The 16298-nt window shown below is 51.1% G+C and carries 15 protein-coding genes and 1 tRNA gene; 10 read left to right on the top strand and 6 right to left on the bottom strand.

The features are described from left to right. Positions 1–10: 10 nt before the first annotated feature. The 6 genes from SLIP_RS08560 (at position 11) to SLIP_RS08535 (ending at position 7969) form a co-directional block, all read left to right on the top strand. Positions 11–2503, top strand: a complete 2493-nt coding sequence (locus tag SLIP_RS08560) for a U32 family peptidase (protein ID WP_013175878.1) — start codon at positions 11–13, stop codon at positions 2501–2503. A 2-nt stretch (positions 2504–2505) separates the two neighbouring features. Then, the gene (locus SLIP_RS08555) at positions 2506–4845 is read left to right on the top strand and encodes an endonuclease MutS2 (protein WP_013175877.1); all 2340 of its coding nucleotides are present in this window, start codon (positions 2506–2508) and stop codon (positions 4843–4845) included. A gap of 219 nt (positions 4846–5064) precedes the next feature. Beyond that, positions 5065–5697, top strand: coding sequence for an NUDIX hydrolase (locus SLIP_RS08550; RefSeq protein ID WP_013175876.1), 633 nt, complete (start codon positions 5065–5067; stop codon positions 5695–5697). 90 nt (positions 5698–5787) lie between these two features. Then, complete coding sequence (locus SLIP_RS08545) at positions 5788–6195, top strand: GNAT family N-acetyltransferase (protein WP_013175875.1); 408 nt, start codon at positions 5788–5790, stop codon at positions 6193–6195. Between the two features lie 52 nt (positions 6196–6247). Beyond that, positions 6248–7024, top strand: coding sequence for an adenosylcobinamide-GDP ribazoletransferase (gene cobS, locus SLIP_RS08540; protein WP_013175874.1), 777 nt, complete (start codon positions 6248–6250; stop codon positions 7022–7024). Between the two features lie 114 nt (positions 7025–7138). Then, on the top strand, positions 7139–7969 hold the full coding sequence (locus tag SLIP_RS08535; protein ID WP_013175873.1) for a pyruvate, water dikinase regulatory protein: 831 nt from the start codon (positions 7139–7141) through the stop codon (positions 7967–7969). A 94-nt stretch (positions 7970–8063) separates the two neighbouring features. Here the strand turns inward: SLIP_RS08535 and SLIP_RS08530 are convergent, their stop codons facing one another. From SLIP_RS08530 to SLIP_RS08520, 3 genes are all read right to left on the bottom strand, one after another. After that, positions 8064–8711, bottom strand: a complete 648-nt coding sequence (locus tag SLIP_RS08530; protein ID WP_013175872.1) for an acetate uptake transporter — start codon at positions 8709–8711, stop codon at positions 8064–8066. A gap of 207 nt (positions 8712–8918) precedes the next feature. Beyond that, positions 8919–9455: a hypothetical protein gene (locus tag SLIP_RS08525; RefSeq protein ID WP_013175871.1), complete on the bottom strand. Its 537-nt coding sequence runs from the start codon at positions 9453–9455 to the stop codon at positions 8919–8921. Continuing rightward, positions 9455–9727, bottom strand: coding sequence for a hypothetical protein (locus SLIP_RS08520; protein ID WP_013175870.1), 273 nt, complete (start codon positions 9725–9727; stop codon positions 9455–9457). The genes SLIP_RS08525 and SLIP_RS08520 overlap by 1 nt, the downstream gene beginning before the upstream one ends. A 290-nt stretch (positions 9728–10017) precedes the next feature. On the opposite strand from SLIP_RS08520, the gene SLIP_RS08515 reads away from it, so the two are divergent. After that, positions 10018–10305 carry a hypothetical protein gene (locus SLIP_RS08515; RefSeq protein WP_013175869.1) on the top strand — a complete coding sequence of 96 codons (288 nt, stop codon included), beginning with the start codon at positions 10018–10020 and terminating at the stop codon, positions 10303–10305. A 249-nt stretch (positions 10306–10554) separates the two neighbouring features. On the opposite strand, the gene SLIP_RS08510 is transcribed toward SLIP_RS08515, so the two are convergent. The 3 genes from SLIP_RS08510 to SLIP_RS08500 form a co-directional block, all read right to left on the bottom strand. Further along, a tRNA-Pro gene (locus SLIP_RS08510) sits at positions 10555–10631 on the bottom strand. 70 nt (positions 10632–10701) lie between these two features. Continuing rightward, positions 10702–11586, bottom strand: coding sequence for a hypothetical protein (locus SLIP_RS08505; protein ID WP_013175868.1), 885 nt, complete (start codon positions 11584–11586; stop codon positions 10702–10704). A 19-nt stretch (positions 11587–11605) separates the two neighbouring features. Next, the gene (locus tag SLIP_RS08500) at positions 11606–12040 is read right to left on the bottom strand and encodes a hypothetical protein (protein ID WP_013175867.1); all 435 of its coding nucleotides are present in this window, start codon (positions 12038–12040) and stop codon (positions 11606–11608) included. Positions 12041–12314: 274 nt separating this feature from the next. Between SLIP_RS08500 and SLIP_RS08495 the strand changes: the two genes are divergently transcribed. The 3 genes from SLIP_RS08495 to SLIP_RS08485 are packed head-to-tail and all read left to right on the top strand — an operon-like array spanning position 12315 to position 16295. Next, positions 12315–12617 carry a carboxymuconolactone decarboxylase family protein gene (locus SLIP_RS08495; RefSeq protein WP_013175866.1) on the top strand — a complete coding sequence of 101 codons (303 nt, stop codon included), beginning with the start codon at positions 12315–12317 and terminating at the stop codon, positions 12615–12617. 43 nt (positions 12618–12660) lie between these two features. After that, a complete protein-coding gene (locus SLIP_RS08490; protein WP_013175865.1) occupies positions 12661–12855 on the top strand; it encodes an alpha/beta-type small acid-soluble spore protein in 195 nt (64 codons plus the stop codon). Between the two features lie 44 nt (positions 12856–12899). Continuing rightward, complete coding sequence (locus tag SLIP_RS08485) at positions 12900–16295, top strand: DNA polymerase III subunit alpha (RefSeq protein ID WP_013175864.1); 3396 nt, start codon at positions 12900–12902, stop codon at positions 16293–16295. Positions 16296–16298: the final 3 nt, after the last annotated feature.

Below are 16298 nucleotides of genomic sequence, written 5' to 3'. Positions count from 1 at the left end.
GGTGATGGGGGTGGAACTGCTGGCACCGGCCGGAAACTGGGAATCGTTTATAGCGGCAATCGAAAACGGGGCCGATGCCGTGTATCTGGGAGGCAGGGAATTCAGCGCCCGGCAATACGCGGCGAATTTTGAGATTGAAGACATTAGAAAAGCGGTGGAATACGCCCACGTGCGTGGCAAGAAGGTTTACATTACCGTCAACACCCTCATCGACCAAACCGAATTTGATGCGGTCCTTGATTTTGTCTTTCAACTCCAGGAATCGGGTGTCGATGCCCTTATTATTCAAGACATCGGTCTTATGTCGGTTCTGCGCAGGGTGTTTCCCGACCTGCGCCTGCACGCCAGTACCCAGATGACCATTCACAACGTCTTAGGGGTCCGTTTCTTGAAAGAAAACGGATTCAGCCGGGTGGTGCTTGCCCGCGAACTGACACGGCAGGAAATCGAAGCTATACGCGAGGCGGTACCGGACATCGAGATCGAGATATTCGTTCACGGGGCGCTCTGCTACAGTTACTCCGGGCAGTGCCTGTTCAGCAGCGTGGTCGGGGGACGGAGCGGCAACCGCGGCCGCTGTGCCCAGCCCTGCCGTCTGCCCTACCGGCTGCGGTCGAAAGAAAAAGGGGACTACGCTCAGGCCGGGGAATACCCTCTGAGCCCGGCCGACCTTTGCCTTATTCAATGTTTGCCAGATATCAAGGCAGCAGGGGTCGATTCTTTAAAGATAGAGGGCAGGATGAAGCGGGCCGAATACGTGGCAACAGTCACCCGGGTTTACCGGCAGGCTCTCGATCGTTTAGAGGCCGGGGAAGATACCGTGCCTCAGGAAATGTTGGAGGAGTTGGCCGGGATATTTAACCGCACCTTTACGCCCGGGTTGTGGGCAGGAAGAGGGACAGGGGTACTGAGCCCGAGCCGTCCTAACAACCGGGGGATTTATATAGGGCGGGTCTTGAGTCAAAAGGCAGACGGTTTTACTAGTATCCGCCTTACGCGGTCCTTGCGGGTTGGAGATGGCATCGAGGTGTGGGTGAGATCGGGCAAGAATCCGGCTACCGTGGTAACGCATCTTGAGGTTCAGGGACAGGCCGTACAGGAGGCAGGGCCGGGTTCGGTGCCAGTAATACCTCTCAGCTGTAGAGTTGCTCCGGGTGACAGGGTGTTTCGGACTCACGATACTGTTTTAGTAGGGCGGGCAGCCGCGACCATGGTGGAGAACCGCCCTGAGGGCAAGGTAAAGATTGGGGCGGTTGTGGAGGTGTCGCGGGGAGAGCCGCTAAAAATAACTTTCAGGGACAAACGAGGGATCAAGGCCCAAGCCTGTACCCGTTCGACCGCGGTTCCGGCAGAAACCAGGCCTTTGAGCGAGCAAGATATCTACGAAAAGGTCAGTCGGTTAGGCAACACTCCCTTCGAGATTGAAGACTTCAAATTGTTTGTGGAAGAGCCGCTGATAGTGCCTTTCAGCGAGATTAATCAGGCGCGGCGCGAGGCAGCCGACCAGCTGCGGGAAAATATTCTAAAACTGGCCAAACCACCGGCTATTGACCGGAAGGAGTTCACACGTAGGCTCAATGAGCGTGCGGCAAAAAGTAGCGAATGGCGCTTCGAGAAACCTGCCCGAAGAACGATGCTTTCGGTGTTCGCCGGCCGAGTCGATGTGGCTAGAGCTGCTCTGGAGTCCGGAGCCGATCGCGTATATCTGGATCTAGAAGGATTAAAAGGGCTAAAGACATCGGAGCGGGTCAAGGTATTAGAACTCAAACAATTGGCCATCAACAAGGGACACGAACTTGTCTTGGCTTTGCCCCGAATAACGGGGCCATTGCAGGAGATACCTTGGGATGAGATAGAAGAAGTTGGCTTCGAAGGAGTGCTTGCAGCCAACCCTGGTTTGTTGCTGGAGGCCCGCGAGAGAGGGTTGACTGTTTTTGCCGACTATCCGCTCAACACGTTTAATCCTGAGGCAGCTCGATTTTGGTTAGAGCATGGGGCCGAGAACTTTTGCCTTTCGCCGGAGTTGAGCTCGAGCCAGCTCAAGAACTGGCCGCAGCCGGAATTGAGCTGGGCCGAAGTTTTGACACACGGGGATTTAATTTTGATGATTTCGGCCTACTGCCCCTGGAAAGCTTTAGGACAAGGAAAAGAGGGAAAGTGCGAGCGGCCGTGCCGGGAGGATGAGTTTTTCCTTGTGGACCGCAAAGGCTACGAGTTCCCGGTCAGGGCTGATAACCATTGCCGGGTGTACCTCTTTAATTCTCGTACCCTTTGTTTGATAGAAGAATTGCCAGAGCTCCTAGAACTGGGAATAGGGACGTTGCGTATTGAAGCCCGGCTCAGTCCAGCCCAGGCAGTTGCAGAAACGGTGCTGGTTTACCGTCAGGCTATTGATGGTTTAATACAGGGCAAACCGGTCAGGCTGGCATCGCTGAAAGAAAGGCTGAAGAAAGTGGCCCTGTCTGACTTCAGTAAGATTCACTACTACCGAGGAGTTGTCTAGATATGGAAGAAAAAGCGCTGCACCGCCTGGAGTTTGACAAAATTCTCGAAATGTTGAGTCAAAAGGCTTGTTCGCCGATGGGGGCTGAAAAGGCGTTGGAACTGCAGCCCGTCTACGATTTGGAGACCGCCAGCATGCGCCAACAAGAGACCGGAGAAGCCTTGAAGGTGTTGCGGTTAAGGGATACCGGTTTTTTGACCGGGGTCAAGGATATCCGCCAGCACATGCGGCGGGTAAGAAGTGGGGTTCCTCTCAGCACAGGAGAGTTGTTAGACGTGGGGGCACTAGTGCGGGCATCACGCCTAGCTCGAGACATGGTAGAGGGGAGAGAATGCCCCGGTCTATGCGGTTTGACCGGGGACCTATTCGTAGATGAGGGTATAGAGAGGGCGATACGAGAATCCATAGATGAAGGAGGAGAAGTGCGCGACACTGCTTCGCCCGAACTAAAGGCCATACGAAACCGGATAGCAACGGCCAAAAACAGGGTACGGGAGTACTTGCAAGAGTTTGTGCGGTCTTCTCATTACCAGAAGTTTCTGCAGGACGCTATTATAACCGAACGCCAGGGGCGTTACGTGGTTCCGGTTAAAGCAGAGTACCGCTCAGAAGTTAAGGGCATCATCCACGATGAATCTGCCAGCGGGGCTACGGTGTTTGTGGAACCGGAAGCCGTGGTACACGTTAACAACGATATCCGCAGGCTGGAAATGGCTGAGAACCGGGAGATAGAAAAGATCCTGCGCCGCTTGACTTCTCTCTTAGAGCCTGTCGTATCAGAACTGGAGCGCGATCTGGAGATACTTACCGACCTTGATCTTGTTCTGGCTAAGGGAAGATTAGCTTTGGAAATGAATGCGGTTGCTCCCCGGTTGAACGGACAGGGTGTTTTTGTTCTGAGACGGGCACGACACCCGCTCTTGGGCAAAGGAGCGGTGCCTGTAGATCTGGAGTTGGGGAAAGGTTTTGATATCTTGGTTATTACCGGGCCTAACACCGGGGGCAAGACCGTGACTTTAAAAACCGTGGGGCTGCTTACCCTCATGGCTATGTCAGGCCTGTTCGTGCCTGCAGCTGAAGGTACTGAGATCGCGCTGGTAGACGCGGTTTATGCGGATATCGGGGACGAACAGAGCATCGAACAGTCACTCAGCACCTTTTCCTCTCATATGACCAACATCATCGACATCCTCAAGAGAGCTACTTCGCAGTCCCTCGTGTTGCTGGATGAACTGGGGGCGGGTACCGACCCGGTGGAAGGAGCGGCTTTAGGCAGAGCCATACTGGGTGAATTGCTCGCCAAAGGGGTGAAGGCCGTGGTAACCACTCACCAGAGCGAGCTCAAAGTCTTTGCCTTTCAAGAAGCAAAGGTTGAAAACGCTTGTGTCGAATTCGACCCGATTACGCTGCAACCGACATACCGTTTGTCTATCGGTATACCCGGGCACAGCAACGCTTTGGAAATTGCAGAAAGACTGGGACTCGATCATCGCATAGTCGAAAAAGCCCGCCAGTTTGTTCCTCAGAGCGAGCAGGACCTGGGGCGTATCATAAACAAGGTGCAGGAACACCGCCGGAGACTAGAAAGCGATATCTACGAGGTCGAAGAGTTACGGCGCCGAATGGAGGAGGAACGCCGAGCGCTCCAGGAGGAGAAGGAGAAACTGAGGCGGGAACGGGAGGAGATTATACGAAAAACGCGGGAAGAGGCCGAGAGCTATTTAAGAAAGGTTAAGGGGGAGGCGGACACCGTCCTGGATGAGGTAAAACGCAGCCTCAAAGAGAGGGAAACACCTCCTAAGTGGCACGAACTGGAGAAAGCGCGGCACCGGGTACGCGGACTCAGAACAGAAAGGCAGGTGGGAAGCCTGCAAGCCCCGGAAGGAGCGGAACTGAACCCCGGCGCTTACGTAGAGATCCGTTCCATCGGCCGCAGGGGTTATATTCTAGAGGGGCCTAACGATAAAGACGAGGTACTGGTGCAGGTCGGTATTCTCAAGTTAACCGTTCCCAGGGATGACGTCGTTCTGACTACTCCGCCGGAAGAAGAAATGGCGAGAAGAAAGAGCCATGCATTTCTGGAAAAGGCCAAGAGGATTTCTCCCGAACTTGATCTGCGAGGGCTTACTGCGGATGATGCCGTCTTCGAGGTCGAACGCTACATCGAGGATGCTTACCTGGCGGGGTTGGAGAAGGTCCGCATCATTCACGGGAAAGGAACGGGTGCCCTGCGACAGGCAGTGCGCGAGTGGCTGGCCCAGTGTCCTCGGGTGACGAGTTTCCGCGATGGGGAACGCGAGGAAGGGGGTCACGGGGTAACGGTGGCTTTTTTCCGCAAGTAATAGCGCGTGTAAAAAAGTGGAAGAACAGAGATTTGGATGTTGAAGACCCCGTAACCGCAGTATATACTATGTATATCTGGATTGGGGCCACGGGGCGCGTCTTGCCTGTGAAGCCCAGCCTGAAATCCTCTGGGAGGGTTTGGCCAAGTTCGAGTGTTTCTGTAGTGGGTCGATGGCACTCGACGGCAAGAAGTCTATGAGGAGAAGGAGAAATGGGCAGTGGAAGATGCATATTTTCGGTTAAGAGGAAGGCAAGCCGGTATCCTAGGTGAATTTGAGTTGAACCGGATGGCGGTGATGGTACCTCTGGTAAAGCTCGAAGGGCAGGTAAATATCCTGTTCGAAGAGAGGGCATTGACCTTAAACCGGCAGCCGGGAGAAGTGTGTTTCCCAGGGGGAGCGGTAGAAGAAAGCGATCGCAACCCGGTTCGAGCAGCCTTGCGGGAGACCTGTGAAGAACTGGGCATAACCAGAAACGATATGGAATTCATCGCCCCGCTCGACGTGTTGATTACCCCCTATAATTCCATCGTTTATCCCTACTTGTGTGAAATAGACAACCCGAAGGCCATTCATCCCAATCACAGTGAAGTCAAATCGGTATTCTTTGTCCCGTTAAATTATTTGAAGTCGACCACTCCCCGGGTGTATGATGTCAGGGTTTTTCTGGATCCGGGGGATGATTTTCCCTTCGACCTCATTCCTGGCGGCAAGAGCTATAAATGGAGTACCGGAACTTACCGAACGTATTTCTACAGCTACGAAGGCAAGGTTATCTGGGGAATGACAGCCAGGATACTGGTGAGTTTTTTGGAACTTCTCAAGAAGTCTGAGACGGAAGGTTTGAAATAGGGTTGGGCGGCGTGTTTCCCAAGGGGATCCGCACATTTTCGATGGTGTGTAATAAGGGAAGGATGAACGGGAATCATCGGGGGGAGGTAAATGCTGGTTTGCCGTGTCGAGGCGCGAGGAGAGTCAAGGGAAAGACCCGTTCTTGATTCCGAGCTCAAGGATCTGATAGCTTTCTGCTGTAGCGGCTTGGAAACGAAGCTGGAGCTTCTTAAGAATGAGGACAGTACGGTAGTGATCAAAAGTATTGATCACAACAGATCATCTGAAGAGGAATTTTACTTTCGTTTTAAACTGGAGGAGGATTCGATTTTTCTCGCCAATCTGAAGGTACCGGCTAGCCGACGGAGAGAGGGAATAGGGACTTTCTGTGTCGAGTGGCTTAAGGGCTTGGCCCGGGCCCTCGGATTCAAACGCGTTGTTCTCGAGTCCTATCCATCTGCTGTAGGTTTTTGGGCAAAAATGGGCTTTGTACGTCAACAAGAGGAAGAAGATTTTTGATGAATAGGGCTAGTCACGGAAACAAATACAGACAAGAAAGGGAAGAAGGCTATTGCTAAGATGGGGCAGGTCAGTTCTGATTTCCGTTCAGTTTCTTACGAGACTCCCTGTGAAGATTAAAGACGAGGTGAAAGCGGGGGAGTTAGCCGGGGCGGCGGCTGTTTTTCCCTTAACCGGCTTGCTGATAGGAGCGGCCTTGCTCCTCATTTACTACTTGAGCCGGGTAATTTGGTCTCATGAAGTGGCGGTACTGTTGGCGTTGGCCGGATTGATAGGGTTAACCGGAGGGTTGCACCTGGACGGGTTGATGGATACTGCCGACGGTATCATGAGCGGCAAGAGCCGGGATAAGATGTTAGAGATAATGAAGGACAGCCGGGTAGGAGCGATGGGGGTTATTGCCTGTTTTGTGGTTCTGGCCTTCAAACTGGTTGCCTTAATTTTGCTTGAACCTGCTCATGTTTGCCGCGTCCTCATAGTCTTCACAGTGATTGGCCGGTGCTCGATGGTTTGGGCTCTGGCCTGTTTCCCTTACGCGCGGTCAGGACCGGGAACAGGACGTCCTTTTGCCGAAAACGTGACGGCAAAACACGCGATACTGGCGACGGTGATAGCATTGACTGTGGTGTGCGGAATCGCGGGTGTAACGGGATTAGCTCTGATCGGGGCCGGGGTTTTTTGTGGACTAGCCGTTGCCTGGTATCTGAACCGGCGGTTGAACGGTCTGACGGGGGATACTTACGGGGCAATAAATGAAGTGGCCGAGACGGCAGTGGTTCTTGCGGCCTTGGCTCTAGCAGAACACGGGTGGTTATCCTGGTTGTTATAAAAAGTGGCGGTTTTTGCAGGAAAAGTGTAAGGGTTTCTCTAATATATTAGTCATAGGGTGTACGATTCCGAGGGACGGTTTTGGACATGTTTGGGAAAGGGGTGGAGATTAGTTATGAAAAGTCTGAACATTTTCACCGTATCCGATTCCCTGGGGGAAACAGCAGAACGCATCGCTGTAGCATCGGCTTTGCAGTTTGACATCGAGCGAAAATTGACCCGTTTTGCCAGGATAGTCAAAAAGGAACAGGTAGACAACCTCATAAGGAGGGCGAGGGAGGCAGATGCGATCATCGTCTATACCATCGTCATTCCCGAGATTTCCCAGTATATGAAACAGCAGAGTCGTGAAATGGGGGTAGTCGCAATAGACGTGTTGCAGCCGTTGCTCCAGGCTATAAGCGACAAAACAGGTCTTCAACCAGCCTGCATCACCGGGTTAACGCACCAGATGGACGATGCTTACTTCCACCGCATGACGGCTATCCAGTACACATTAGAGCATGATGATGGGCAGAACCTCGATACCATTGGCGAGGCTGATCTTATTATTTTAGGGCTACCCCGGACTTCCAAAACTCCCTTGTCTATGTTCCTGGCTAACCTCGGTCTGAAGGTCGCCAACTATACTATAACCCGTGATTTTCACATTCCGAAAGAAATATTGGACCTACGCGGGGTTAAGCCGATGGTAGGCTTAGACCTGGACATCGACGCGCTTATCGAGATGAAGCGGGATCTGGTTCACCGCTTTGACCCGCCTCTGAACCTGGAAAGCGTCGATGAGGAACTGGAGCAGATTTTAGAAAACGCCTACCTTATCTTCTCCAAGTTAAAGTGTGAGGTCATAAACGTCACTTCGCGCAACATAGAGGAAACCGCGCACATTATAATGCAGAAGTTTAATTTCCGCATCAAGTGGTCTCACGCCAAGTTCGAAGATTAGACGCGGAGAATGTGAATTGTAAGCGAATAGCCCACCTTTGCGAAGGTGGGCTGTCTTATTAGTGCGCTATTTATTAAGTCAAGCTAACCGGTATCTATTTAACCCAGGGGCCGAAGGGCTTGCCGACCGGTAATACCACCTGGTTGTAGTGAGTGTTCAGTACAGAGGCTGCTGAACCGTAGAATGAGAAGATGGAGATCAAGAGTTCGGACCATGCTGCTAGCTTGTGCCAAGTTTCTCCTCCCCAACCCAGCGTGCTCATAAAGAGACCCAGGAACAACAGGTCGATAAGGAAGAAGATGATGAAGAGCACCTTGTTGGTCCCCATGGAGCCAATGGTCATATACACGGTGAAAATGAAGTAGCCGAGGAAAGCAAACCCCAGTTGCCTGATGTCACCGGTGGCAGCTACAGCTTGCCCGAACATGCCCATCTTTATCATCCAGGTCATGGCTACTCCGAACCAGAAGAAACCGTAACCGCAGAACGCGGTGGCTCCGAACGTGTTGTTGTGTTTGAAGTCGTATAAGCCGGCTACAAATTGGGCCAGTGCTCCTAGAAATATGGCCCAGGGCAGAACATAAGCAACGCTTCCAGTAGGCCCGCCGGTAAGGCCTAGCTTTTGGCTAGAGGCAACCAGAGTAACCATGGCAAGCCCTAGGAGTCCCAGGGCAGAGGGGTTACCGACTAATTCTTGGACATGACCTACTACTTTTACTTCTTTAACATCGTTGTTTTTCATTCGTGCTAGCGAACCTCCTTGCAAAGTTTAGGCTGAAATGGGCTTCCGTGGCTAATCGATATCACCACCTCCTAGTTAAACGCCCCCATAAAACCAATGGCCAAAGAGGCCTGGAAAATTAAGGGCATGAGAATCATTTCACAGCGGGATAATTTCGCCATAAGCGGAGAAAATCCTGCTCGATATTTTCCAATCTTTTGGGTATGGTTAACGGTAGGTGGTGGAAATGCGGGTAAACTCGTCCAAAATGTGTTTGATGGTAGCCAATTCTTCACTGATAAAGCTGACAAACTGAAGGGACTTGTCACCGGTTTCGGTGATAAACTGACAAAAGCCTAAAGCTGCGGTAAGAGGGTTTCTGATCTCGGTGAGGGCGTTTATAGCCAGCTGTCCGACCACCGTCAGGGTTTCGGCTTTGAGGAGAGTACGTTCTAAACGATGAGCCGGGGTTTCATCGGCGACGGTTACGATTATTTCCTTATATCCTTCATCAAGGCTCTGGGCTGTTACCGCATATGTGAGGTATTGGTTGTGGGTTTCGAAAAACAGAAACCTGGTCTTAGGAGCAGACTGAATACGGCTTTGCCGGGCTAGCTCTTTGATTTCATCGTAAAGCAGGCCCGGTGTTTCTAACTTCGATGCTAAGACGCTGCTGGTCCGGTTGCTGTACCTTATTTCCAAGTTGTCACCGTAGACTAGGACCCCAATGCATATGTTGTCGAGGACTCTAAACAGGTCCAACATCAGTGTTCCCCCGCCAAACCGCAGTCTTGTTCTTCAGAAGTGGAATAAGATACTCTCAGGCGGTAAACGGATTGTTGCCCATGGCCAGACTTGGTAATGATACCCAAACTGACCAGGTCTTCCAGGACCGATCTTACAGGTTCCGCATCGAGCCAAAGCCGACGAGTGAGCCCTTCCAAGGTGTCTCTCGTATGTGGATATTGCCTGAAAAGCGACAAAATTTCGATCTTAGCTATAGCTCTAGATAAAGAGTCGTTTTTTCCGACCTGCATGTCCAAACATCCTGCCTTTACTCTAGATATTTACTGCAAGAGACAGCAGACGCACACACCGAAAATTATTATACACCATCTGTCCAGTTCCTGCTAGGTTCTCCTAAAATTTATATAATTACTACAAAAAGTACTTCTAGTAGCAAAGTAATAACTCCAGCCTTAAGAAAGGAAACTCAAACAGATCCGGTTTAATGGATGGCGATGACCCTCCTAAGGACCCTTTAGTATACACTGCCTTGTATTCGGGAAAGACTACCTCATGAATATAAACCGAAGGAGGAAGGAAAATGGCCAGAAAAGGTCAGGTAGTAAGCAAGAGAGAGTTCTTAGGGGGAAAGGAGTTTGCCAAAGAACAGTACGAAGGATTGTTGGTAACCGCTGATCCTCGAAGTGGTAACCTGCAAATTGGGGTCGAGTTAGATGAAGACAGAGTTGTGGTAATAGACGAGGCCACAGAGCGGAATATCCGCGAACGTATTCAGAGCTTGGTTCCGCAGGTCCAGGATATCCAAAACAAATACCGGGCGGGTGCGGCAAGCAACAACTACCAGGAGTTATGGCTCGGTGAAGAGTAACGCCTCTGCCAGGCAGCGGTGCTACACGGTCCTCAAACCTGATTCGGCAGGAGCAAGAGTATTATACTCAAGATTAGATTTTACGGTAAACGAATTCTGGACTTAACCCCAGCTGAGACCCCGGAAGCAGTGTTGGCATTTGTTTCGCAAGTACGGACAGGCGGGGTAGATCGTGTGCTGGTGTGTACCAGAGGCGCAATTGAGACGGAAAAAATAAAGGACTTCTATGATTGAAGTCCTTTGTTTCCATGGTCGGGATGACTGGATTTGAACCAGCGACCTCCTGGTCCCGAACCAGGCGCTCTACCAAGCTGAGCCACATCCCGGTGACCATATATACGTTGTGAAACTGACACCTAAAATCTTATCACCGGGATTGAAGAAAATCAAGGGTGTTCACAAGGGTGGCAACCTGAGCACCCGATACCTTAGGGAAGCAATGAGGTTCTTAGGGGGATGGCTTATACGGTTAACGCCGAATTCTGGGACTGAAGGCGGAGCCTTCCCACGCGACCTGATGATTAATTTTGCAAGAATGGGGCTATCGTTATTGCCCTGTTTTGGTGCTACAGAAGCATCTTCGATACAGGCCACTTGCGCCGTTGCCCGGGTAAGGTCATTTTGGATGAAGTGAATGGTGGCGGTTAACTGGTTTTCCATCCTCTCTTGGCTCCCCCGGAGTTGCTGCCAGGTTATTTCAGTTTCGTACAGGTTTATGCATTCCTGCACGGTTGAAGCCCGTCCGGTTTCTAAGTAGGACTTGAACTTCTCGAGGGTTTCGGGTTGCCTGTATGCGGGGTGTATTTGGGAATTTTCAATGACTTCCAGGTACATTTTCAGCAGTCTGCTCGCTTTTTTGAGGTTTTTCCTGGCCAGCTTAATGTCTTCCTGGCTCTGGGTGAGCAGGGCCTCTCTATCAGTCTCCCACCTTTGCAAAGCTTCTTTATAACGGTCACACGCCTTTTCGTATTCCTTGTAGGCAATGTAGTATTCTTTGAGCCTGTGGTTATACTCTTCGCAGGCCTTTTCGTACTCCAGCTTTTTACGCCTGGTTACCAGTGGAATGTAATTTAGGATACGTCGTTCAGGCGGAGAAGGCTTGTCCGGTTTTTCTCCCGGTGGCTCCGGCTCTTTAGGGGTTATGTCCGGGTGACGAATAAATTTCATTCTTTCCCGTATGAGAGCTTTGTAATAACTCACCTTGTCTGACAATATTTTGAATTCATGGTGAGCGAGCAGGCACATTTCAATGTTCACCAAAGGTTCAGGCTTAGGCTTCATTATTGACTCCTCCCGCTAATCACGTTAATTTCTTGATGGATTGGTAGTGTTTGACCACTTTATCGTTGGGCAAGGGGGGCTCGGCTAGTGAACACAGGTACTGAAGGTCTGTCGCGTTCACACATTCGGTTGCAGGCGTGTAGGAGGTAAAGAAAACGGTGGTATTAGTCCTGGGGTAATAGTATGGACCAAGAACGGGTAGGAAACTGTTGTCCAAATTCATTTCAAGGTCTTCTTTTGCTTTCAGAACCTCGTCGAAAAACGAGACCCACGATGCGACAACCGGGTTTTCTGATTCCTGACAAGAAGCTTTTTCTTTGAGCAGGCGGTAGGTTTGAAATTCGATTTCTAGATCCCGATGATGGTGGTACTCTAGGATGGCCTCAGGAGGGTAGTTTTCAAAAACCGAAATATCATAACGTTTGAGCGGCTTGCCAATCAGGTGGCTGAACAAAGGTAATACCTCCTTTCTCCAGGTTAGGCATGTAAAGTATTTCTACAGATAACAAAAAATACCTGCAAGCAATGAAAAAATTTTTCGGCACAGGGGGACGGTTCTGTTGTGATCACTAAAAGTGATCACAACAGAACCGTCCCCCTGATCGCAGGTTTATAGAGGGAGAAACTTCCTTTATAATGGTTTCAGGATAACGATTTTGCAGTTGTGAGTTGAGGCCGATAGTTTCGAAAGGCAACATTTTTGTGACAAGGGGAGGCGAGCTTTTGCCATGGAGGTAAGGATACCCTGGTTTGTAGAGAAAATGAGAGATATCGATCCTGTGTTTTATCAACAGTTAAAAGCGGTTGTAGAACTGGCCATGACTCCCGGTGCCCTTGATGCTAAGACGAAATACCTGATTACCTTGGCCCTGGATGCGTACAAGGGGGCTCAGGAAGGGGTAAAAGTACTGGCGGCTCAGGCACGGGGAGCCGGTGCCACGGACATGGAGATCTGCGAGGCCCTGCGGTTAGCTTATTACGTTGCGGGGATGGATGCGGTCAAGACTTCGTTAGCTGCATTTCAAGATTAAGGTTGCTGGTTCCTGGGCAAAGCTATTACCGGAGGAGATAGGGATGAACAAAAACAGGAACACGGGTAAGGGCCCAGGTGCTAAGGCAAAACTGACTCCGGTAGAGAAGCTTAAACTCGAGATACTCGCGGAACTCGGTCTCCTGGAGAAAGTGGAACGTGAAGGCTGGAAGGCTTTGACTTTGGCTGAGTGCGGCCGGGTAGGAGGAATTCTGAACAGCCGTTTGAGAAGGATTTGACTAAAAAAAGCGAAACACAAAAATAACGAAACACAGGTGGTTCCATGCAAGGATTTGTGCATCTTCACACCCATTCCGAATACAGTCTCTTGGACGGGGCGGTACGTGTATCGTCACTGGTTAAAAGGGCCAAAGAGTTGGGTATGCCTGCATTGGCCATAACGGATCACGGTGTTCTCTACGGGGTAATCGATTTCTACAAACAAGCTAGAAAAGCCGGAATTAAACCTATTATTGGTTGCGAGGTATACGTTGCTCCGCGGCACAGATTCGACCGGACACCCAAGGTGGATGATGCTCTGTACCATTTGACTCTTCTCTGCGAGAACCAGGACGGATACCGTAACCTGGTGCAGATGGTAAGCAAGGCTTTTCTGGAGGGGTTCTATTACAAACCGCGGGTGGACAAGGAATTGTTAGAGCAGCACGGCCGAGGGCTCATAGCGCTCTCTGGGTGCATCGCCGGCGAGGTACCTGAACTGCTTCTGGCTGGCAATTATGAGGAGGCCAGGGCGGTTGCCGGCTATTTTCGAGAGGTTTTTGGTGAGAACAACTTTTTCCTAGAGGTCCAAGATCACGGTTTGAGCGAACAGCGGGTGGTTAATGAGGCTATGTGTCATTTGAGCCGGGAACTGGATGTGCCCCTAGTGGCGACCAATGACGTTCACTACCTCAACCGGGACGACGCTTTTATCCACGATGTCCTGCTCTGCATCCAGACCGGAAAGGTTCTTACGGACGAATCGCGGATGAGGTTCCCTTGTCCGGAGTTTTATTTTAAGTCAGGGGAAGAAATGAGCAGCTTGTTCGCTCATATACCCGAAGCGGTTACCAACACTGTGACCATTGCAGAAAGGTGTTCAGTTGATTTCGGATTTGATAGTTTTTGTCTGCCGGAATTCCCTTTACCGGAAGGAGCTACCGCCGAATCGTACCTCGAAGACCTTGCCTGGAAGAAATTGCGGGAAAGGTTTGCTCATCCCGGTACGAAAGTTATAGACCGTCTGAGGCTTGAGCTGGATGTCATCAACCGAATGGGGTTTGCAGGTTATTTCCTCATCGTACAAGACCTGGTGCACTGGGCTAAGAACAGGGGAATAAGGGTGGGGCCCGGAAGGGGATCGGCTGCAGGCAGCCTGGTATCGTATGTGCTGGGCATCACCGACATCAATCCCCTGGAGTATGGACTGCTGTTTGAACGTTTCTTAAACCCGGAGAGAATAACCATGCCGGATATCGACATCGATTTTTGTTTCGAGAAACGGGACCAGGTCATAAACTACGTTATCGAAAAGTACGGCAGCGATCGGGTGGCTCAGATCATTACATTCGGTACTATGGCAGCCCGAGCGGCCATACGTGATGTAGGGAGGGTTTTGGAGTACCCGTACAGCGAGGTTGACCGCATTGCCAAAATGGTACCGGCAGAACTGGGTATAAGTTTGGACCGGGCTCTTGAGGTCTCGGGCGACCTGGCAGAAGCCTACAAGAACGATTTTCGGGTGCGAAGGCTAGTGGATACTGCCCGGGCTCTCGAAGGTTTCCCACGGCACGCTTCGGTTCACGCCGCTGGTGTGGTTATCGGGCGAGAAAGCCTGAGCCGTGTGCTACCCCTGCAGAGGACCGCAGACGGGCATGTAGTAACCCAGTTTACCAAGGAGACGGTGGAAGAGATAGGACTTCTCAAGATGGACATCCTGGGATTGAGAACCCTGACCGTGATCGACCGCTGCCTCGATATCATCAGAAAGACCCGTGGCTACGAAATCGACATCGATCATATTTCTCTAGATGATCCTGATACCTACAGACTCCTATCGGAAGGCGATACCGTGGGGGTCTTCCAACTGGAAAGCGAGGGTTTGAGGCGGCTTTTGCAGGAGGTTCGGCCCTCCAGTTTTGAGGATCTCATCGCCATTATAGCTCTCTACCGCCCTGGACCCTTGGGAAGCGGTATGGTAGAGGACTTTGTTAACCGTAAACACGGGCGGCAACCGATAGAATACCTACACCCTAAACTGGAGCCGATTCTTCGCGAAACCTACGGGGTAATTCTTTACCAGGAACAGGTCATGAGGATTGCCAGCGAACTCGCCGACTTTAGCATGGGGGAAGCCGATGTGCTCCGCAGGGCTATGGGGAAAAAGAAACCGGACGAACTGGCAGCCCAGAGGAATAAGTTCGTGGAAGGAGCTTACCGCAACGGGATTGACAGAGAAACGGCATCATCCCTGTTTGAATTGATGGAGCATTTTGCCGGCTACGGGTTCAACAAATCCCACTCGGCGGCGTACGCGCTTGTCTCTTATCAGACCGCTTATCTCAAGGCGCACTACCCGGTTGAATACATGTGCGCCTTTCTCACCAGCGTCATCGATAACCAGGACCGGGTGGTCTACTATTTGAAGGAATGCAGGCGCATGGGGATGGATATCTTACCTCCGGACATCAACGAGAGTTTTGAGAATTTTACCGTAGCCGGAGGTAGGATCAGGTTTGGGTTGGGTGCGATAAAAAACGTAGGTATTAACGCGGTCAGATCCATAATCGAAGCCCGTAAAGAAGGAAGATTCTCTTCTCTCCTCGAGTTCTGCCTGCGGGTGGACCTGCGGCAGTTGAATAAGCGGGTCATGGAAAACTTGATTCTGGCGGGTGCTTTTGACTCGTTAGGACTCAAACGAAAGGAGGCCTTATCTCTACTGGACGAGTGTTTGGCCTTGGCTGTTGAGGTGAGGGCTGCTATGGACAGTGCACAGCCTTCTCTGTTTGTTGACGATGCCGCGGCCACGGTGGTTCAGGATCCTGTTCCCCGTTCGAAAGGGGAATTCAGTGTACAGGAGAAACTGAAGAAAGAAAAAGAAGTATTAGGCTTCTATGTTTCTCAGAACCCGTTGGAGGAATACCGCGAGGTGATTCCATATCTGATGTCACATGAGATCAGTGAACTTTCCAAACTCGATGAAGGCCAAGTGGTCCGGATCGTGGCTACGGTAACTGCTATGAAGAGGAGCCGAAGCAAAAAGGGGGAGCCTTGGGCTCGTCTGGTACTCGAGGATTTCACGGGGAAAGTCGAAGCAGTTGTTTTTCCTGCGGTTTACCGGCAGCATTACAGGCAGATAAAACTGGATACGGCTTTGGTCATTGAAGGGAAGGTTATCCACCGGGATGATTCGGTTGAGGTTGCCGTCAACCAGGTGTATCCCGTTTCTCACGAACTGAAGGAGCTGCACATCCAGGTATCGAACGCGGCTGGCACCGGGAACTCGAAGTCAGAATTGGTCAGGATTCTGGGAGGTTACTCGGGAGAAATACCAGTATACCTTCGGCTTTCAGCCAATAAAGTTATTCGTTTAGACAAGAACTTATGGGTACAGCCCAGTTTGGCTTTGAAACAGCAGCTATCTTCACTCTACGGCAGAGGAAACGTGTGGTTCAGATGAGAG

Source organism: Syntrophothermus lipocalidus DSM 12680 (genome assembly GCF_000092405.1).
Lineage (GTDB): Bacteria > Bacillota > Syntrophomonadia > Syntrophomonadales > Syntrophothermaceae > Syntrophothermus > Syntrophothermus lipocalidus.
This window is presented reverse-complemented; position numbering and strand designations above follow the sequence as displayed.